Origin of the sequence: Mesorhizobium sp. M0808, from assembly GCF_040320025.1 — a bacterium.
Taxonomy (GTDB): domain Bacteria; phylum Pseudomonadota; class Alphaproteobacteria; order Rhizobiales; family Rhizobiaceae; genus Mesorhizobium.
Genome location: NZ_JAMYOX010000013.1, coordinates 79,082 through 96,730, shown reverse-complemented (window position 1 = coordinate 96,730; position 17,649 = coordinate 79,082). Strand labels below are relative to the sequence as shown.

The window sequence follows — 17,649 nt, the reverse complement described above, 5'->3', positions numbered from 1 at the left end:
TCGATAGTCACCCGCTTGGGAGCGCGGCTAAATTAAAACGCTAAATTAAAACCATGTGGAGGAGAAGCATGAGAACCACCATTACCGGGCTCGCCATCGCCGCGAGCATTTTGGGCACGCTGGCAACGGCCGGCTCGGCCGCCGCCGACACCGCCAACATCTGGGTTCGCGCCGACGGCTCGAACTTCATGCCGCGCATCGTCGATGCCTTCAACAAGGGGCATCAGAACCAGATCAAGCTGGACATCATCCCCAATGCCGAAATCATCCCGAAATACGGCGCCGCGGCCGCCGGAGGCACGGCGCCCGATGCGCTGTCGCTCGACCTGATCTACACGCCGTCCTTCGCCGCTGCCGGCCAGCTGGAAGACATCACCGACTGGGCGAAATCGCTGCCTTATTTCGCCAGCCTGTCGCCGGCGCATGTCAAGACCGGCACCTATAAGGGCCGCATCTACGGGCTGCCATTCTCGGCGGATTCCTCGGTGCTGATCTGGAACAAGAAGCTGTTCAAGCAGGCCGGCCTCGACCCGGAAAAGGGCCCGACGAACTGGGCCGAGATCGAAGCCGACGCCGAAAAGGTCAATGCGCTCGGCGGCGATATCAAGGGCTTCTACTTCTCCGGCAATTGCGGCGGCTGCAACATCTTCACCTTCACGCCGCTGATCTGGGCCTCGGGCGGCGACATCCTGACGGAGGACGGCTCCAAGGCGACGCTGGACACGCCGCAGATGCGCGGCGCCATCGACCTCTACCGGTCGATGGTCAAGAAGGACCTGGTGCCTTCAGGCGCGCAGACCGACACCGGCTCCAACTTCTTTGCCGCCTTCGCCACCGGCAATATCGGCATCTCGCCGTCCGGCGCCTTCGCCATCGGCGCGTTGAACACGCAATATCCCGATATCGACTATGGCATCACCTTCCTGCCCGGCAAGGATGGCGGCTGGTCGTCGTTTGCCGGCGGCGACAATTTCGTCGTCACCAAGGGCACCACCAAGGTCGCGGTGGTGAAGGAGTTCCTCGACTTCGCCTATTCGCTCGAGGGCCAGACCATCCTGGCGAAATACGGCAGCCTGCCGGTGCGCGGCGACATCGCCAATGAGGCGCTGAAAGACCTCGACCCGCGCTACAAGGTCGCCGCCGAAGCCATGGCCAAGGGCCGCACGCCCTATTCGGTGGTGTTCAACGACCTGATCAACTCGGCCAACGGTCCGTGGAACCAGATGATGAACGAGGTCTTCTTCGGCGAAGACGTCGACGGCGCCATCGCCAATGCGCAGGAGACCATGCAGTCGATCATCGATTCGGCGCCGCAGAAGTAAAGCGCCGGCGCCCACCTCCCCCTCGAGGGGAGGTCGGACCGAAGGTCCGGGTGGGGTCGTTGCGGCAGTGCTCGACGTTCCTGTCGGCGCACTTCGCAGAAGACCCCACCCCCGCAGCCCCTTAACCTCCCCCTCGAGGGGAGGTCGGACCGAAGGTCCGGGTGGGGTCGTTGCGGCAGTGCTCGACGCTCTTTTGATGTCGGCGCACTTCGCAGAGGACCCCACCCCCGGCCTTCGGCCGGACCCTCCCCTCAAGGGGGAGGGGGACGTAGCGCTAACGGAAGACCACGGCATGACCACCATCACAGCAACCACCGCCGCGCCAGCGCGCGCATACAAACTGGTCGGCGCCGGCCGCCGGCAGTGGATCGGCCTGCTCTATGTCGCGCCGGCCGTCGCGCTGGTCGTCGTCTTCTTCATCGTGCCGCTTTGCATGACCGCCTGGATGTCGCTGCACAACTGGCCGCTGATGGGCGCGCACAGCTTTATCGGGCTCGACAATTACTGGGCGATCCTGCGCGACACCCGCTTCTGGAACGCGCTGAAGTTCACCGGCTACTATACGGTGGTGGTGACGATCGCGATCTTCGCCGTCGCCTTTCCGCTGGCGCTGTTCATCGAAAGGCCGCGGCAGCTGACCGGCTTCTACCGCACGTCCTTCTTCATGCCGGCGGTCATCGGCTTCGCCTCGGCCAGCCTTTTGTGGTCATGGCTGCTCAATGTCGATTCCGGCCTGTTCAGCCCGGCCGCCTTCGAGCTTGGCCTGACCGAGAAGAAATTCAACCTGCTGGCGACCTTCCAGCCGGCCTTTTGGTCGATCATCGCCATGGTGGTGTGGAAAGTGGCGGGCTTCACCATGATCATCCTGATGACCGGCCTGCAATCGATCCCGCCGGATCTGCAGGAAGCGGCGATGATCGACGGGGCAGGGCCATTCGCGCGGTTCCGGGCGATTACCTTGCCCTTGATGCGCCGCACGCTGGCGCTGGCGCTGATCCTGTCGGTGGCCGGCTCGATCCTCGCCTTCGACCAGTTCTACATCATCCTGCGCGGCGGGCCGCGCAACCAGACGCTGACCGCCGTCTACTGGATCTTCAACCAGTCCTTCGTGTCGTTCAAGCTCGGCTATGGCGCGGCACTGTCGATGGTCCTGCTGGTCATCCTGGTGGCGCTCAGCCTGATCCAGCTGCGGTTGCTGCGCAATCCGGAAGGGATCGACTGATGGCGCAGGCAAGGAGCCGCAAACGCCGCATCGGCATGCAGATCGCCGAGCACTCGACCGGCATCGTCGCGTCCATACTGTTCCTGGCGCCGATCGCCTGGACGGTGCTTTCGGGCTTCAAGCCGGCGCAGGAGGCGCGCCAGCCGCCGCTGCCGCCCTGGCCGACGACCGGCTTTTCGCTCGAGAACTACGCCACGCTCAACACCTTCGGCGACGGCCTGTGGCTGCCGGCGCAAAACAGCATCTACGTCTCGGTGATGACGGTGGTGTTGTCGGTGATCGTCAGCGTGCTCGCCGGCTACGGCTTCTCGCGCTTCCGCTTTCCGCTGAAGAACCTGCTGTTCGTCGTCATCCTGTCGACGATCATGATCCCGTTCCAGTCGATCCTGACGCCGATCTTCCTGGTGCTGACCAAGATCGGCCTGCACAACACGCTGACCGGGCTGGTCTGCGTCTACGTCACGCTGCAGCTGCCGTTCTCGATCTTCATGATGCGCAACGCCTTCGACGCGGTGCCGCGCGAGATCGAGGAGGCCGCGCGCATGGACGGCGCCAACAACGTCACCATGCTGTTGAGAGTGATGCTGCCGCTGGTCTGGCCGGGCATCGTCACCATCGCGCTGTTCGCCTTCCTTGGCGCCTGGAACGAGTTTTTGGCGGCGCTGGTGCTGATGACAGACCAGTCGAAATTCACGCTGCCGATCATGATGACGGCGCTGCAGTCCGGCCGCTTCGGCGCCATCGACTGGGGCGCCGTGCAGGCCGGCGTCACCGTGATGATGGTGCCGTGCCTGGTGCTCTTCCTGCTGCTGCAGCGCTTCTACATCCGCGGCCTGATGGCAGGGGCCGTGAAGTGACCAATCGAACCGAACCGGAGTAAATTGATGACCGCATCGCAATCCGCCAGTCAGGGCGCCAAGCCGAAACTCGCCTTCCGCCCGCTGCCGGTGCCGCAGGTCGACGTGCGCGGCTTCTGGGGCGACCGCGTCGATGCCGTCGCCTCAAAAACCGCCGGCATCCTCTACGAACGCTGCGTCGAGGCGCGCATGCTCGAGCAGATCGACCCGGACCGGCCGTCGCCCGGCGTCGTCATTCCGTTCCACTCACCCTCGCCGGACGAGGCAGCCACCGCCGGCAACGAATTCACCGGATCGACGGTGACGACGCAGATGTTCTGGGACTCCGATTGGGGCAAGACCATCGAGACCGCCGCCTATTCGCTCTACCGCCGCCGCAACGACGAGCTGGAGAAGAAGATCGATGCCGTCATCGACATGTACGGCAAGCTGCAGCAGCCCGACGGCTATCTGTCGAGCTGGTACCAGCGCATCCAGCCCGGCCTGCGCTGGACCAATCTGCGCGATTGCCACGAGCTCTATTGCGCCGGCCACCTGATCGAAGGCGCGGTCGCCTATTACCAGGCCACGGGCAAGCGGAAGCTGCTCGACATCATGTGCCGTTATGTCGACCACATCGCCGAGACGTTCGGTCCCGAGCCCGGCAAGAAGAAGGGCTATTGCGGCCACGAGGAGATCGAGCTGGCGCTGGTCAAGCTGGCGCGGGTGACCGGCGAGCAACGGTATATGGACCTCGCAAAGTACTTCATCGACCAGCGCGGGGTTGAGCCGCATTATTTCGACGAGGAGGCGCGGGCCCGCGGCGCCGACCCCAAGGCCTACCATTTCAAGACTTACGAATACAATCAGTCGCACAAACCGGTGCGCGAGCAGGACAAGGTCGTCGGCCATGCGGTGCGGGCGATGTATCTCTATTCGGGCATGGCCGACATCGCCACCGAGTATGGCGACGACACGCTGCGGGTGGCGCTCGACCGGCTGTGGGACGACCTCATGACCAAGAACCTCTACGTCACCGGCGGCCTCGGGCCATCGTCGCACAATGAGGGCTTCACCGCCGATTACGACCTGCCCAACGACACCGCCTATGCCGAAACCTGCGCTTCGGTCGGCCTGGTGTTCTGGGCAAGCCGCATGCTCGGCATGGGTCCCAATGCGCGCTACGCCGACATCATGGAGCGGGCGCTCTACAACGGCTCGATCTCCGGCCTGTCGCTCGACGGCTCGCTGTTCCTCTACGAAAATCCGCTCGAAAGCCGCGGCGCCCACCACCGCTGGAAATGGCACCGCTGCCCGTGCTGCCCGCCCAATGTCGGGCGCATGGTCGCCTCGATCGGCAGCTATTTCTACGGCCTGTCGGACGACGCACTCGCCGTTCACCTCTATGGAAACGGCACGGCTCGTTTCGATATCGCCGGGACGCAAATAGAGCTCACCCAGACCAGCAATTATCCCTGGGACGGCGCGGTCTCGATCTCCGTCGAACCGGAAGCTCCGACCGAGTTGATTTTGCACCTGCGCCTGCCGGCCTGGTGCCGCAAGGCAGCGCTCAAGGTCAACGGCGCCGATGTCGATCTGGCTGCTGTCAGCAGCGACGGCTATGCCGCGATCCGCCGCGAATGGCGCAAGGGCGACCGCGTCGAGCTCGACCTCGAAATGGCCGTCGACCGCCTCTACGCCAACCCGCAGGTGCGGCAGGATATCGGCCGCGTCGCGCTGGCGCGCGGCCCGCTGATCTATTGCGTCGAGGAGACCGACAATTCCAGCCAGCTGCACCGCATCGCTCTGCCGCGCACGGCCGACATCGAGGCGCATCAGCAGCCGAACCTTCTGGGCGGCGTCGTGACACTTTCGGCGATTGCCAAAAAGGAGGCTTTCGAAAACTGGGAAGAGGGGCTCTACCGCACCGAACCGCCGGCGGTCGAGGACGCGAAGATCACCGCCGTGCCGTATTTCGCCTGGGACAACCGCGACCCCGGCGAGATGCTGGTCTGGCTCAGGGACGAATGAAGCCCGACGGCGGCGCGCGACCGATCTCCTCGGCCACAAGTTCCTGCAGCTGCAAGAGATTGCGGTCGCGGATGCCGCAGGCGTCGAGATGGCGAATGGTCTCGAACAGATATTCGGCGCCCGAACCCCAATGGCCAACGGCCGTGGCCAGGGTCGCCGCTATCGCTCGCTTTTCGAGCTTGCCGGCATAGCGCGGATTGGCGGGATCGACAACGAAACCAAGCGCTTGGCCCGTGCCGTCGCCCGTCCTGACCTGCAGCCAGCGCGGCACGTTGACGGCCGGCAGGATGGTCATCTCACGTCGTAGCAGCGTTTCGAGATTGGCCCCCACTGGCTCGGCGACCTCGAACACCATGCCCTGACATTGGCCGCCGCGGTCGAGCGCCATCATCAGGCCGGGCTGCTCGACGGTGCCCCTGAAGCGCTGCACCGTAAAACAGAACGAACGGTGCCAGCCCGTCGCCACGGCCCGTTCGCCACCCCTGACCTCGCCGGCCGGCTTCCACAGAAGCGAGCCATAGGCGAACAGCTTCACCGGCCCGCCCGGCGCGCCGGCCAGCACCTCGTCGCGAATGCGCGCGTAATCGGCATCGGTCATGTAGACCATGCCCGGCGTCGGCCCGGCATCCTCGACCGCACGCAAGGTGCGGGCGACCAGCGCCTCGGTCAGCGCCATCGGTGTCTTGCGCGGCGAACGCCGTGATGCGGCGGAAATGACCTTGCTCATCCTCATGCTCTCAGCCTTGCCGCCATGTTGCCGAAGGCTGAAGGATTCTCAAGGGCCGAGTACACCAGCGCGGTATCGGGATTCGAACTATCGTGTCCAATAGCTTGACTGCACAAATACCTACGCGACGGGTTAAACGCGTCGACTGAACCCATTTCAACGTGATGCGGCGAGATGCTGGTCTGGCTCAGGGACGCCGGATAGGCGGTATCGCCAATTTTTGAGCCGCGTTGCATGCCTTGAATTCGCCCGGGCGCGCGTCATCTAGCTTTGAGTGGCGCCAGTCACTTGAACGGGTGGAGGCAGATTGTGGCGCTCGAAGCTGTCGCGCGTCCGAACGCCGGTGGCCGCTTTATTGCGGTCGTGGTGGTGCCGCTGCTATTCGTCGTCGGTGGACTGGCCATTCGCTATGCGGCATTTGCCTCGATCTCGGCGGAACCAGGCTTCGCAGCCTATGCCCAGGCGCTCTGCCGGTGGGATTGCGCGTGGTATGTCGACATTTCCGAACACGGTTATGAGCGCTTTCCCATTCCAAACCAGAGCAATGTCGGACGCTGGGGCTTCTTTCCGCTCTATCCGATGCTGGTGGCGGCAATCCGGTCTGTTTTCCCTTTGCCGACGATACTGCTCGCGTCGATCACATCGATTGCGTGCAGCTACGCGGCCTGTCTGGTGGCGTGGCCGCTGCTCGAGAAGAACATGCGCGCTTATGTGCTATATTGCGCCTTTCTGCTCAGCGGCCCGTTCTCCTTTCACTTCACGACTTTCCTGACCGAACCTCTTTTCGTGCTCCTGACGTCGTGCGTTTTTCTGGCACTCAAACGCTCCAGCTATCTGACCGCGGGGCTGTTATCGGCTCTGCTGTCGGCAACCAGGCTCGTCGGAGTGCTTGTTGTATTTGCGACCGTCATTCAGATGTTCAGGGATTACCGCGCAAAGGGCGGATCGGCGCTTTCGTTCCCACGTTGGGTGCTTGGCCGACCGGATCTGCTCGTTGCAATTCTCATCTCGCCTGCCGGCTTGTTCGCCTACATCCTGTTCCTCTATCTGACGGTCGGGGACGGCTTTGCCTTCCTGCACGTCCAGCGCGCGTTTGGACGGGTGGCGGGCAATCCGCTCGCCTTCATATGGGATGGACTCTCGGCCGTTCCGACGACTGGATGGCTGCCCACGGCGCCGCAATGGAGCGCGCTCGCCGCACTCATAGGACTGGCATTATCGGCGGTTCTGGCGGTTCGCAGGCAATATGGCGCCGCGCTGTTCTGCGCCTGCTGCATCATCTCGCCGCTGATCACGAACCTGGCCTCGATGGTCAGATACGTCGTTGGGCTTGCGCCTCTGACAATATTGCTGACCACGTTGTTGTCGGCGTCGAAGCTGACTTTTCTTGCGGCTCTGGGTCTCTTCCTGGGCGCCTGCTATTTCACGACCGTCGCGTGGATCGGGGGCTATCTTGCCCTGGTCTAGCACTCCGGGCCCGCATCGGCGCGCGGCCTCGCTTGGCCGCTACACGCTGGCGGCGGTTCTGGCCGGGGCGGAAATCATCATCCTTGCGCTTGCTCTCAATCCAGACGTCAATGCCGACTATCGCGCCTATTACATCGACCGGACGACGACCTGCCTCAATCGCGATGCGGTCGGCAGCTACACACTTGGCGAGACGGTGTCGTTCCGGTCCGACGGAGCCAAAAAGGCAGCCGGCATGAGGGTCTGCGGCTGGTCGGGACCGGTAGCCGACGGCACCCATTCGCTGGGCGAGACCTCGCGGCTTCGCCTGGACATACGGCCGCTTCGCGACGGCCTGACTGCCACGCTGCAAATGGCCGCCGTCATTCGTCCGCCACAGATCACGCAAAGGGTTGTGATCTCGGTGAACGGCGTTCGGGTGCATGCGGTGACGCTGTCCGGCAAAGAGCCACGCACCGTCTCGTTCGTCATCCCACCGGCGGCTCTCGCCGAGGCCAAGACACTCGACATCCCCTTCGACTACCTCGACGGCATTCCGCAAACTCCTGCCGCCAGCAACATCTATAAGCGCTCCATCAAATTGTTGTCGCTCCGGCTCGATCCCATTGACGCGGATTAGGGCGGGCGATCGCGCTGCTGGCCGCGTCTTCGCTGCGCAAAAACCCAGCGGTCGAGCATGAGGAGATTGACCGCTGGAACAAGCAAGCATGTAACCAGGATGGCAATGATCGGCGGCAGACTGAGTTTCGCCGTCAAAAGCGCCGGCGCCGCGTAAGCCACCGCGAAGCCGGTTGCCGTCAGCAAGAGAAAACGCGGAGCCTCCGATCGATGCGATCCGCTCGACGCGAAGGTCACGAACTTATGCGCGAGATAGGAAAACAGGGCGGCAGCGGTATAAGCTGCGAGCGAGGCACCGACCGGCGAGAGGCCGAACCGTTGCCATTCGACCAAAGCGGTGGCCATCACTGCATATAGGATCGTTGCAGCGATGCCGACCGACCCGAAGCGCGCCAGCAGCCTCAGCCCGGCGTCGCCGGTCGAACGGCGCTCAGACATGCGCACTGCACGCATACTGCGCTCCAAGCGGCAAAGGCGCGAATACGCGCTCGACTCTTCTGGCCAAGGGCCTTGCCGAGGGTAGCAGCAGAAAATGCTCGGAGCGGATGTCGCTGAAGCCTGTTTCCTGAAAGAGGGACCTTGCTCTGGCGGCTTTGAGCAGGACTGCGTCCTGATCGAACGGACACCGGAACACCGCAAGGCGCGTCATCGGATTATAGGGATTGTGCTCGATGATGCAGGCGATGCCGCCTGGCCGCACGACGCGCCGCATTTCCAGGAAGAAATCGAGCCAGGAGGAGGGCGTAACGTGATGGACGACACAACTGGCGAAAGCCAGATCGAACGTGCCGTCCTCATAAGGCAGCCCCTGCGTGCTGCAGGTCCTGTAGGCCACACGCGGATTGTGTTGGCTGGCGCGCAAAATCGAGTCTTGCGAGACGTCGCAGCCATCGAGGCTGTCGAAAGCGCCGTCGAGATAGGGGTGGAGCGAACCGACGCCGCAGCCGACATCCAGCGCCCTTACAGTCGACCCACCCTGCCGAAGCTTTCGCTCGACCAACAGACGCCGCAGCAGGTCCGCCTTGGCGACAAGGAAGAAGTCGTGCCTGAGTCCGGAAAACCGGATGGACCCTTCGACCGCCTCGCCGTAGTTGGAATTATAGCTGTCGAAGAGTTCGCCCATTGGCGGGGACTCCACTCCTGGGCTTGTGAAACGATCGGCGGCGCTCACCAGAGACGGCACGCATCGCCTCGTCGAAACCGGTGAGCCGATCGATCACGTACAGCGGGCGGCGTTTCACCTCGGCGTGGATGCTGCCAACATAGAGCCCGACCACGCCGGTCATGAAAAGATTAATGCCGCACAGGAGCGACACGATCACCACCGTGGATGTCCACCCGGCAATGATGCCGGCTTCAAAAAACCAGGCAAACATGGCGTAGGCACCAAAGACCACCGCAAGCGCGGAAATGGCCAATCCGCCCCAGAGCGCCAGGCGCAACGGCTTCTCGGAGAAACTGACGATGCCGTGAACCGCAAGGTGCATCATCTTCCAGAATGGGTATTTGGTCTGGCCCAGGGTTCGCGCATGGCGCTCAAATGGCACTGCCGTCTGCTTGAAGCCCATCCAGCCGAACATGCCCCTGACGAAGCGGTCATGTTCGGGCATATGCTTGAAGGTTTCCAGCGCCTTGCGGCCGACCAGGCGAAAGTCGCCGACGTCGCGCGGAATATCGACCGACGTCATTTTCTCCAGCAGGCGATAGAAAAGACTTGCCGTAAAGCGCTTGAACCGGGATTCGCCGTCGCGCTTGACTCGGCGGGCATAGACGATCTCGAAGCCTTCCTTCCACTTTGCCACCAGATCGAGAACGACCTCCGGCGGATCCTGCAGGTCGGCATCCATGACGATGACGGCATCGCCCGCAGCGGCATCCATACCGGCGGTAATGGCCATCTGGTGGCCGAAATTGCGAGAAAATTCGATCAGCCGAAAGCGCGGTTCGGCGGCGACCACCTTTTGCAGGTATTCGACGCTTGCATCGAGGCTTCCGTCATCGACGAAGATGGCCTCCGTGTCGCCGTCCAGCCGGCCGATCAGCCAACTGATCCGCTCGATCAGCCGAGGCAGCACCTGTTCTTCATTGTATATGGGCAGGACCAGCGAGTAGCGAGGCGGTGACCTGTTCACCGTCATTCCAGGGTCGTGGACCACAGACTCTCGCATGCGGTTGAAAATGGAACGCAAGCTACAAAGTTCCAAAGGCAATTAAGAAACTGCTAATTTATCTAATTCTGGAGGGAATACCGGTTCTCGATGAGCACAGGAGGGTGTCGTCGTGAGGTCGGACGTCCACATCGAGGCGTAAACTATCGGTGGCTGCTGGCGCGATCGGCCTGGCGAGAAGCAGTCGTTGAGGCATAACGCGTTGACCGCGAGGCCTACTCCCGGACTTGCCGGTTGAAGCGGGGCTACGGGTGAACCCTAAGGGTGCGGGCCGACCGCTTTTGACGCATGCCGGACATCGCTCATGGAACACGGTCGGCGAGCGCGGCCGAGTATCCCGCTTGCCGGCCAGCGAGCGCCCTGACCGGCCGCCTTATCGTACCGGCCGAGGCTTAGCTGGCCCGCAACCGGTACGACACTTGCCGGCCTGGCCGGTCGCCGCCGTCAAGCAGCCGGCCGGATGTTTTGGTTCACCCGGAAGAGGTTGTTTGGGTCGTATTTCTTCTTCAGCGTAGCCAGGCGCTCATAGTTGTCGCCATAAGCCGCCTTGAGCCTTGCATCGCCCTCGTCATCCATCATGAAGTTCAGGTAGGCGCCACCCAGGTCGAACGGATGCACGGCCTCCCAGTAGGCCTTGGTCCAGCGCGTCACCGGCCCCGCTTTCTGTGGGTCCGGATCGATCCCGGCGATGACCATCGACCAGGTCGCATCGCGATAATTCCAGGGTGTCTCGTCTTTGCCGACGCGATGGACCGCACCATCGATCGGATAGAGGTGCATGAGCGATAGCTCGCTCGGCGTCTTCGCCGCCTGCTCGAGATGGGCGTCGATCGCCTCGTCGGACAGCGTCTTGACGAAATCGCCCCGCCAGTACCACTGCATTCCCTTCGGGTAGAGCCCATCGAACATGCTCTGCACCGCGGGATAGGACATCGTTCCCATCCAGTTGAACCAGGGCGCGGGCAGCGCATCGAGCAGCGGGGCCAGCGCCTCTCTGCCCTTTTCCTCCGGGCCGTTGTAGCAGCACATCAGCAGACACATCCGCTTTCCCCAAAACTCTTCCGGGAAGGGTGCGCTCGAGAGGACGGTCTTGAGCCCGAGAAAGATCCCGAGTTCTTCGGGCGCGTTCGGCAGGAACTCGCGATAATGCTGCATGATGGTGCGGGCGTGGCGCTGATCCCATGCGATCGGCCCCGCAAAGACCACGCTGACCTGGTGGAGCTTGAACACAAAGCTGGTGACGATGCCGAAATTGCCGCCGCCGCCGCGAAGCGCCCAGAACAGGTTGGGGTTACGCTCCTTGCTGGCGGTTACGAAGCTTCCATCGGCAAGCACGACATCGGCCTCGATCAGATTGTCGATGGTCAGGCCATATTTGCGCGTCAGATAGCCATGGCCGCCGCTCAGCGTCAGTCCGGCGACCCCGGTGGTCGAGATGATGCCCGCCGGTACGGCCAGGCCAAAGGCATGGGTGGCATGGTCGAGGTCGCCCTGAGTACAGCCCGGGCCTACCCGCGCCGTGCGGGCATCCGGATCGACGCGCACGCCGTTCATCGCCGACAGGTCGATCACCAGACCGTCGTCGCAGCTCCCCAATCCTGGTCCGTTATGGCCGCCGCCACGTACCGCAACCAGCAAATTGTTATCGCGGCCGAAATTTACCGCTGTGATTACGTCGGCGACGTCGACACAGCGGGCGATGATCAGCGGCCGCTTGTCGATCATGCCGTTGTAGAGCTTGCGGGCCCCGTCATAGCGGGCGTCGCCGGCGCGGATGACTTCGCCTCGCAGGCTTGCTGCGAATTTGGTGATGTCTTCATCGTTCATGACATTCCTCCCTGTTATTGGACCTGTCGGCCGGCCGATGAAACGCTAATCCCGTCCGCTGTTCCCGCAAATGTCACGTCGTCCATTTCTGTTGCCCGATCGTTCAGAGTAGGATTAGACCGGATGGATAGTTGCCCGGGCGGTCATATTGCCGGATAGTTCGAGATGTCTGGCGGAAAAACTCGTTGTCAAAGGGAGTAGCCGATCGTTTCCGGAGGTGTAGTGCATGGATGTCCTTTCCGATGTGCTCCGAGCCGTTCGCCTCACCGGTGCGATCTATTTCGACGTCGACGCCAGCTCTCCCTGGGTTGGCGAGTCGCCGGGCACGGCCGACATTGCCGCCGCCGTCATGCCGGAGGCAGAGCACATCATTTCTTTTCATGCCGTGATGTCGGGCTCGTGCTGGGCCGCGCTGGGAGACGATTCGGTGCCGCCGGTGCTCGTCAACGCCGGTGATGTCGTTGTCTTCCCCGGTGGTGTTCCGAACGTGTTGAGCTCGTCGCCGGGGGCGCGGGGCGAACCCAATATGGCGATGTATTATCGGCCGATAGACGAGAGCCTGCCGTTCGCGGTGATCCATGGTGGCGGCGGAGACGAGCGGACCCGGTTCATTTGCGGGTATCTTGGCTGCGATGCACGTCCCTTCAATCCTCTCCTCGCCGCATTGCCGGCCATCCTGTGTGCCCGCAAGCCCGCCGATGGAAGCAGTTGGGTTATCGACCTTTTTCGGCTGGCGCTGGCCGAAGGTGGCAGTGGGCGGGCGGGCTGTGAAACGATACTCGCCAAGCTGAGCGAGCTGATGTTTGTCGAGATCATCCGCCGTCATCTCGAGACCCTCCCCGACGATTCGCGCGGCTGGCTGTCAGGCCTACGGGATCCACATGTCGGCGAGGCGCTCCGGCTCATCCACGCTCGCCCCAGGGAGGAATGGACATTGGACCGGCTCGCCCGCGAAGTAGGGCTCTCGCGCACGGCGTTTGCGAGCCGCTTTACCCACTATGTCGAGGTCTCGCCGATGCACTATCTTGCTCGCTGGCGTCTGCAACTGGCAGGACGTCTGCTCGAACGGCCCGAAATGAGCATCGCGCAAGCGGGTGCCGAGGTCGGCTACGAGTCGGAAGCCGCCTTCAATCGCGCCTTCAAAAAGTTCGTCGGCATTCCACCTGGTACCTGGCGAAAGGGACGGTCGGCGTTGCTCGAGGCTCAAAGATTGCCCGCTGGCGTCGTGCAATAGGAAAGAACTGGCAGGGCGTTGACGCTTCGGTCTGCGTGCAGCGTCCCAATGCTCGAAAGCCCCTGGCACAAAGCGGTAGACGATGACCGGCCGCCGCGACGCGTTCGGCGAGGCGTGTCAGACTTCGCGCCTCAATCCTTCGCGCGCTCGACATAGGCGCCATCGGCCGTCATCACCACCACGCGGGTGCCGGCGCTGATGTGTGGTGGCACCAGGGTACGCACGCCGTTGGACAGCGTCGCCGGCTTGTAGGACGAGGACGCCGTCTGGCCCTTGGTCACCGGCTCGGTCTCGACCACCTCGAAAGTGGCGCGCTGCGGCAGTACCAGCGAGATGGCGATGTTGTTGTATTGCGAGATCTGCACCGGCATGCCTTCCACCAGATAGGGCGCCATGTCGCCGACCACGCTTTCCGGCACCGCGACCTGGTCGTAAGTCTCCGGATTCATGAAGTGAAAGCCTTCGCCGTCACGGTAGAGGAACGTGTGCTCGCGCTCCTCGACATAGGCGCGCTCGACCTGCTCGGTGGTGCGGTAACGCTCGGAAACCTTTACCCCGTCGGAGATACGCCGCATGTCGAGCTGGGTGACCGGCGTACCCTTGCCAGGATGAATGTTTTCGGCAAAGAGGATCACATAAAGCTTGCCGTCCTTTTCGACGACGTTGCCTTTGCGTAAGGAGCTGGCGATGACCTTCACGGGTTTCCATCCTGATAAAATTTGTTGGCGCAAATCGGCTGGAGAGGCCGTTGCGTGCGGCCTAGCGCATCTTGGCCGCAATCGCCAGCCCTCTGTGCAATTCCCCTGAAGCCGATGACCGCCGCCTCGCCGTGGTGGACGCCGCATGTCCACGCCGACCGCCGGCCGCGGCTGATCCTGCGCAATGCCATTGCCGCCGGGATGCGCGACTGGTTCGCCCGCCGCGACTTCGTCGAGGTGGAGACATCGGCCCTGCAGGTCTCGCCCGGCAATGAAGCGCACCTGTCGGCCTTTGCCACCGAGGCGATCGGGCCGGACGGGCAGCGCCAGCCGCTCTACCTCCACACGTCGCCGGAATTCGCCTGCAAGAAGCTGCTTGCCGCCGGCGAGGAGCGCATCTTCAGCCTCGGGGCTGTCTGGCGCAACCGCGAGCGCGGCCCCTTGCACCATCCTGAGTTCACTATGCTCGAATGGTACCGCGTCGGCGAGACCTATGAGAGCCTGATGCGCGATTGCGCCGAGCTCGTAGCGCTGGCGGCCGAACGGGCCGGAGCGAAGCGTTTTAGCTTCCGCGGCCGTGAAGCCGATCCGTTCGCCGAGCCGGAACGGTTGAGCGTCGCCGAAGCTTTCATGCGCCATGCCGGCATCGATCTGCTGGCGACGGTTGCAGCCGATGGCAGCACCGACCGCGCGGGGTTGCATGCCGCCCTGGTCCAGGCCGGATTGCGGACCGCGCCCGACGACAATTGGGCCGACCTGTTCAGCCGGGTGATGGTCGAAAAAATCGAGCCGGCGCTTGGGCAGGGGCGCAACACCATTCTTTTCGGATATCCGATCTCGGAGGCGGCATTGGCCCGGCCGAGCGCCGACGATCCGCGCACCGCCGAGCGCTTCGAGCTCTATTGCTGCGGCGTCGAACTCGCCAACGCCTTTGGCGAGTTGACCGATCCGGCCGAGCAGCGCCTGCGCTTTGCCGCAGAAATGGATGAGAAGCAGCGCGTCTATGGCGAACGCTACCCGATCGACGAGGACTTCCTCGCCGCGCTCGCCATCATGCCGCAGGCGAGCGGCGCCGCGCTCGGCTTCGACCGGCTGGTGATGCTTGCCACCGGCGCGCTCAGGATCGACGACGTGATCTGGACGCCGGTGGCCGCTTCCTGAGGGATTGTCGACCTCGCTCGCCGTTCATCCGCCTGCGGCCTGCGGTCCTGTTTCGGCGCTTGATGCACCCGGTTTGCCCGCTTCGCCATTGCAGAAGGCGCATCGGGACAATAGATGGTGCAGCAGCGGCTGCCCTTCAGCCGGCCGGAAATAACAGGATCATGCGCATGACCGATACGCTCGACGCAGCGAAACTGACCGATCGCGTCGCGGCCCTGGTCGAGGCTGCCAAACGGGCCGGCGCCGATGCCGCCGATGCCGTTGCGGTACGCGGCCGCTCGACCGGCGTGTCGGTGCGGCTTGGCAAGGTCGAAGGCACAGAGGCGTCCGAGAGCGAGGACGTCTCGCTGCGCGTCTTCGTCGGCAAGCGGGTAGCGAGCGTTTCGGCAACGGCGGCATCCGACCCCAATATGCTGGCCGAGCGTGCCGTCGCCATGGCCAAGGTGTCGCCCGAAGATCCCTATCAAGGCCTCGCTGACCCGGCCTTGCTGGTCAAGACGCCGCGCGACCTCGATCTGTTCGACGCCACCGAGGTGTCGGCCGATCAATTGAAGGAAGCAGCGCTTGCCGCCGAAGCGGCGGCGCTTGCCGTCAAGGGCGTCACCAATTCGGCCGGCAGTGGCGCCAGTGCCGGGCTCGGCGGGCTGGTGCTCGCCACCTCGCACGGCTTCGTCGGCCATTACGTCGCCTCGCGCTTTTCACGCTCGACCAGCGTGATCGCCGGCGAGGGCACCGGCATGGAGCGCGACTACGAATTCTCCTCGCGCCAGCATTTTTCCGATCTCGACGCGCCGGAAGACATCGGCCGCAAGGCCGGTGAGCGCGCTGTCCGCCGCATTGGCGCGCGCAAGGCGACGACCGGGCCTGTCGACGTGGTGTTCGATCCGCGTGTGGCGCGCGGCATTGCCGGCCACCTTGCCGGTGCCATCAATGGCGCCGCGGTCGCGCGCAAGACCAGCTTTCTCCGCGACATGATGGGCAAGAAGGTGGCTTCGGCCGCAATCACCGTCACCGACGAGCCGCTCCGGCGCCGTGGACAGGCCTCGCGCCCGTTCGACGGCGAAGGCGTCGAGGGCGAAAAACTGTTCATGGTCGACAAGGGCGTGCTCAACCACTGGTTCCTGTCGACTTCGGCGGCTCGGGAACTCAGCCTCGTCACCAATGGGCGCGGCTCGCGCAGCGGCTCGTCGGTCTCGCCGTCGTCGACCAATCTCGCCATCGAGCCCGGGGAAAATACGCCGGAAGAGCTGATCAAGTCGCTCAAGACCGGCTTCTACGTCACCGAAGTGTTCGGCCAGGGCGTCGACATGGTGACGGGCGAATATAGCCGCGGCGCTTCCGGCTTCTGGATCGAAAATGGCGAACTGGCCTATCCCGTCGCCGAGGTGACCATCGCCTCCAATCTGAAGACGATGTTCCTCAACATGGTTCCGGCGAGCGATCTCGACCGCAATTTCGGCACTGCCGCGCCCACGCTTTTGATCGAAGGAATGACCCTTGCCGGAGCTTGACCCGGCCGTCTCGGCCGGCGCTACTGAAGACCTGCAGCTGTTGCGCGATGCCGCCCGCGAGGCGGGGCTCATCGCCATGCAGTACTTCAACAACAATCCGCAGGTGTGGATGAAGGGCGGCACCTCGCCGGTCAGCGAAGCCGATCACGCCGCTGACGAATATCTGCGCGAGACCTTGCTGGCGGCCCGGCCGGATTATGGCTGGCTGTCGGAGGAAACCGTCGACGACCCGGTAAGGCTCGTCGCGCGCCGCACCTTTGTCGTCGATCCGATCGACGGCACGCGCGGCTTCCTCGAAGGGCTGCCCACATGGTGCGTCAGCGTCGCTGTGGTCGAGAACGGCCGCACGCTTGCCGGCGTGCTCGACTGCCCGGCGAAGGGCGAAATCTATTGGGCGCTGCCGGGCGAGGGCGCGTTCCTGAATGGCAGGCGCATCAGCGTGCGTCCGCCGTCGGAAACGGCCGAAATCGCCGGACCGCAGGCGATGATCGACCTGATGCCGGCGAAATGGCACAAACGGCTGAAGCGCGTGCTCTATATTCCTTCGCTCGCCTACCGGCTGGCGATGATCGCCGGCGGCCAGCTCGATGCCACCTTCGTCAAGGCCAACGCGCATGACTGGGACATCGCCGCGGCCGATCTCATCCTGCGCGAGGCAGGCGGCGCCTTGCTCGATCGGCATGGCCGCGCGCCGCTCTATGCCGGCGAAGTGATCCGTCACGGACCGCTCGCCGCCGGCAGCGGCGAACTCCTCGCCGTGCTCGCCGGCGTCATCGCCGGGCTGGACAATTGACCACTATCAATAGTTCCAAAGTCGGCGGCTTTGG

General features: G+C 63.6%; 16 protein-coding genes. 10 read left to right on the top strand and 6 right to left on the bottom strand.

The genetic code is table 11. The features are described from left to right. Positions 1 to 68: 68 nt before the first annotated feature. The 4 genes from NKI25_RS17135 (at position 69) to NKI25_RS17120 (ending at position 5,411) form a co-directional block, all read left to right on the top strand. Positions 69 to 1,322 (top strand): ABC transporter substrate-binding protein, encoded by a 1,254-nt coding sequence (locus NKI25_RS17135; protein ID WP_352685507.1) that lies wholly within the window; start codon positions 69 to 71, stop codon positions 1,320 to 1,322. A gap of 292 nt (positions 1,323 to 1,614) precedes the next feature. Continuing rightward, on the top strand, positions 1,615 to 2,544 hold the full coding sequence (locus tag NKI25_RS17130; RefSeq protein ID WP_352828490.1) for a carbohydrate ABC transporter permease: 930 nt from the start codon (positions 1,615 to 1,617) through the stop codon (positions 2,542 to 2,544). Then, the gene (locus NKI25_RS17125; RefSeq protein ID WP_352828488.1) at positions 2,544 to 3,401 is read left to right on the top strand and encodes a carbohydrate ABC transporter permease; all 858 of its coding nucleotides are present in this window, start codon (positions 2,544 to 2,546) and stop codon (positions 3,399 to 3,401) included. The genes NKI25_RS17130 and NKI25_RS17125 overlap by 1 nt, the downstream gene beginning before the upstream one ends. 27 nt (positions 3,402 to 3,428) lie before the next feature. Next, entirely contained in the window at positions 3,429 to 5,411 is a 1,983-nt protein-coding gene (locus NKI25_RS17120; protein ID WP_352998815.1) for a glycoside hydrolase family 127 protein, read from the top strand. Here NKI25_RS17120 and NKI25_RS17115 read toward each other — a convergent pair. After that, complete coding sequence (locus NKI25_RS17115; RefSeq protein ID WP_352998813.1) at positions 5,398 to 6,138, bottom strand: gamma-glutamylcyclotransferase; 741 nt, start codon at positions 6,136 to 6,138, stop codon at positions 5,398 to 5,400. The genes NKI25_RS17120 and NKI25_RS17115 overlap by 14 nt on opposite strands. Positions 6,139 to 6,447: 309 nt before the next feature. Here NKI25_RS17115 and NKI25_RS17110 point away from each other — a divergent pair, with 309 nt between their 5' ends. Then, positions 6,448 to 7,605: a putative hexosyltransferase gene (locus tag NKI25_RS17110; protein ID WP_352998811.1), complete on the top strand. Its 1,158-nt coding sequence runs from the start codon at positions 6,448 to 6,450 to the stop codon at positions 7,603 to 7,605. Next, positions 7,592 to 8,224, top strand: coding sequence for a hypothetical protein (locus tag NKI25_RS17105; RefSeq protein WP_352998809.1), 633 nt, complete (start codon positions 7,592 to 7,594; stop codon positions 8,222 to 8,224). The genes NKI25_RS17110 and NKI25_RS17105 overlap by 14 nt, the downstream gene beginning before the upstream one ends. On the opposite strand, the gene NKI25_RS17100 is transcribed toward NKI25_RS17105, so the two are convergent. The 4 genes from NKI25_RS17100 to NKI25_RS17085 all read right to left on the bottom strand — a co-directional run bounded on the left by NKI25_RS17100 (position 8,221) and on the right by NKI25_RS17085 (position 12,218). Beyond that, positions 8,221 to 8,661 carry a GtrA family protein gene (locus NKI25_RS17100; protein WP_352707211.1) on the bottom strand — a complete coding sequence of 147 codons (441 nt, stop codon included), beginning with the start codon at positions 8,659 to 8,661 and terminating at the stop codon, positions 8,221 to 8,223. The two genes, NKI25_RS17105 and NKI25_RS17100, sit on opposite strands and share 4 nt — an antisense overlap. Next, a complete protein-coding gene (locus NKI25_RS17095) occupies positions 8,654 to 9,346 on the bottom strand; it encodes a class I SAM-dependent methyltransferase (RefSeq protein ID WP_352458709.1) in 693 nt (230 codons plus the stop codon). Before NKI25_RS17095 ends, NKI25_RS17100 begins: the two co-directional genes overlap by 8 nt. Beyond that, positions 9,321 to 10,361, bottom strand: a complete 1,041-nt coding sequence (locus tag NKI25_RS17090) for a glycosyltransferase family 2 protein (RefSeq protein ID WP_352458710.1) — start codon at positions 10,359 to 10,361, stop codon at positions 9,321 to 9,323. The genes NKI25_RS17095 and NKI25_RS17090 overlap by 26 nt, the downstream gene beginning before the upstream one ends. A 474-nt stretch (positions 10,362 to 10,835) precedes the next feature. Continuing rightward, positions 10,836 to 12,218 (bottom strand): FAD-binding oxidoreductase, encoded by a 1,383-nt coding sequence (locus NKI25_RS17085; protein ID WP_352998807.1) that lies wholly within the window; start codon positions 12,216 to 12,218, stop codon positions 10,836 to 10,838. A 226-nt stretch (positions 12,219 to 12,444) separates the two neighbouring features. Here NKI25_RS17085 and NKI25_RS17080 point away from each other — a divergent pair, with 226 nt between their 5' ends. Then, positions 12,445 to 13,452, top strand: a complete 1,008-nt coding sequence (locus NKI25_RS17080) for an AraC family transcriptional regulator (RefSeq protein WP_023674373.1) — start codon at positions 12,445 to 12,447, stop codon at positions 13,450 to 13,452. Between the two features lie 131 nt (positions 13,453 to 13,583). Here NKI25_RS17080 and efp read toward each other — a convergent pair whose 3' ends face one another. Continuing rightward, positions 13,584 to 14,150, bottom strand: coding sequence for an elongation factor P (efp, locus tag NKI25_RS17075; RefSeq protein ID WP_023674374.1), 567 nt, complete (start codon positions 14,148 to 14,150; stop codon positions 13,584 to 13,586). 114 nt (positions 14,151 to 14,264) lie between these two features. On the opposite strand from efp, the gene epmA reads away from it, so the two are divergent. The 3 genes from epmA to NKI25_RS17060 all read left to right on the top strand — a co-directional run bounded on the left by epmA (position 14,265) and on the right by NKI25_RS17060 (position 17,615). Next, positions 14,265 to 15,311 carry an EF-P lysine aminoacylase EpmA gene (gene epmA / locus NKI25_RS17070; protein ID WP_352998805.1) on the top strand — a complete coding sequence of 349 codons (1,047 nt, stop codon included), beginning with the start codon at positions 14,265 to 14,267 and terminating at the stop codon, positions 15,309 to 15,311. Between the two features lie 167 nt (positions 15,312 to 15,478). Further along, a complete protein-coding gene (locus NKI25_RS17065; protein ID WP_352998803.1) occupies positions 15,479 to 16,822 on the top strand; it encodes a TldD/PmbA family protein in 1,344 nt (447 codons plus the stop codon). Next, on the top strand, positions 16,809 to 17,615 hold the full coding sequence (locus NKI25_RS17060; RefSeq protein ID WP_352998801.1) for a 3'(2'),5'-bisphosphate nucleotidase CysQ: 807 nt from the start codon (positions 16,809 to 16,811) through the stop codon (positions 17,613 to 17,615). The genes NKI25_RS17065 and NKI25_RS17060 overlap by 14 nt, the downstream gene beginning before the upstream one ends. The last annotated feature ends 34 nt before the right edge of the window (positions 17,616 to 17,649 follow it).

What these genes read in the sequence shown, in the direction of transcription:
- NKI25_RS17135 (WP_352685507.1), top strand. Translation starts at nt 69, where the DNA reads ATGAGAACCACCATTACCGGGCTCGCCATCGCCGCGAGCATTTTGGGC.
- NKI25_RS17130 (WP_352828490.1), top strand. Translation starts at nt 1,615, where the DNA reads ATGACCACCATCACAGCAACCACCGCCGCGCCAGCGCGCGCATACAAA.
- NKI25_RS17125 (WP_352828488.1), top strand. Translation starts at nt 2,544, where the DNA reads ATGGCGCAGGCAAGGAGCCGCAAACGCCGCATCGGCATGCAGATCGCC.
- NKI25_RS17120 (WP_352998815.1), top strand. Translation starts at nt 3,429, where the DNA reads ATGACCGCATCGCAATCCGCCAGTCAGGGCGCCAAGCCGAAACTCGCC.
- NKI25_RS17115 (WP_352998813.1), bottom strand. Translation starts at nt 6,138, where the DNA reads ATGAGCAAGGTCATTTCCGCCGCATCACGGCGTTCGCCGCGCAAGACA.
- NKI25_RS17100 (WP_352707211.1), bottom strand. Translation starts at nt 8,661, where the DNA reads ATGTCTGAGCGCCGTTCGACCGGCGACGCCGGGCTGAGGCTGCTGGCG.
- NKI25_RS17095 (WP_352458709.1), bottom strand. Translation starts at nt 9,346, where the DNA reads ATGGGCGAACTCTTCGACAGCTATAATTCCAACTACGGCGAGGCGGTC.
- NKI25_RS17090 (WP_352458710.1), bottom strand. Translation starts at nt 10,361, where the DNA reads ATGACGGTGAACAGGTCACCGCCTCGCTACTCGCTGGTCCTGCCCATA.
- NKI25_RS17085 (WP_352998807.1), bottom strand. Translation starts at nt 12,218, where the DNA reads ATGAACGATGAAGACATCACCAAATTCGCAGCAAGCCTGCGAGGCGAA.
- NKI25_RS17080 (WP_023674373.1), top strand. Translation starts at nt 12,445, where the DNA reads ATGGATGTCCTTTCCGATGTGCTCCGAGCCGTTCGCCTCACCGGTGCG.
- epmA (WP_352998805.1), top strand. Translation starts at nt 14,265, where the DNA reads ATGACCGCCGCCTCGCCGTGGTGGACGCCGCATGTCCACGCCGACCGC.
- NKI25_RS17065 (WP_352998803.1), top strand. Translation starts at nt 15,479, where the DNA reads ATGACCGATACGCTCGACGCAGCGAAACTGACCGATCGCGTCGCGGCC.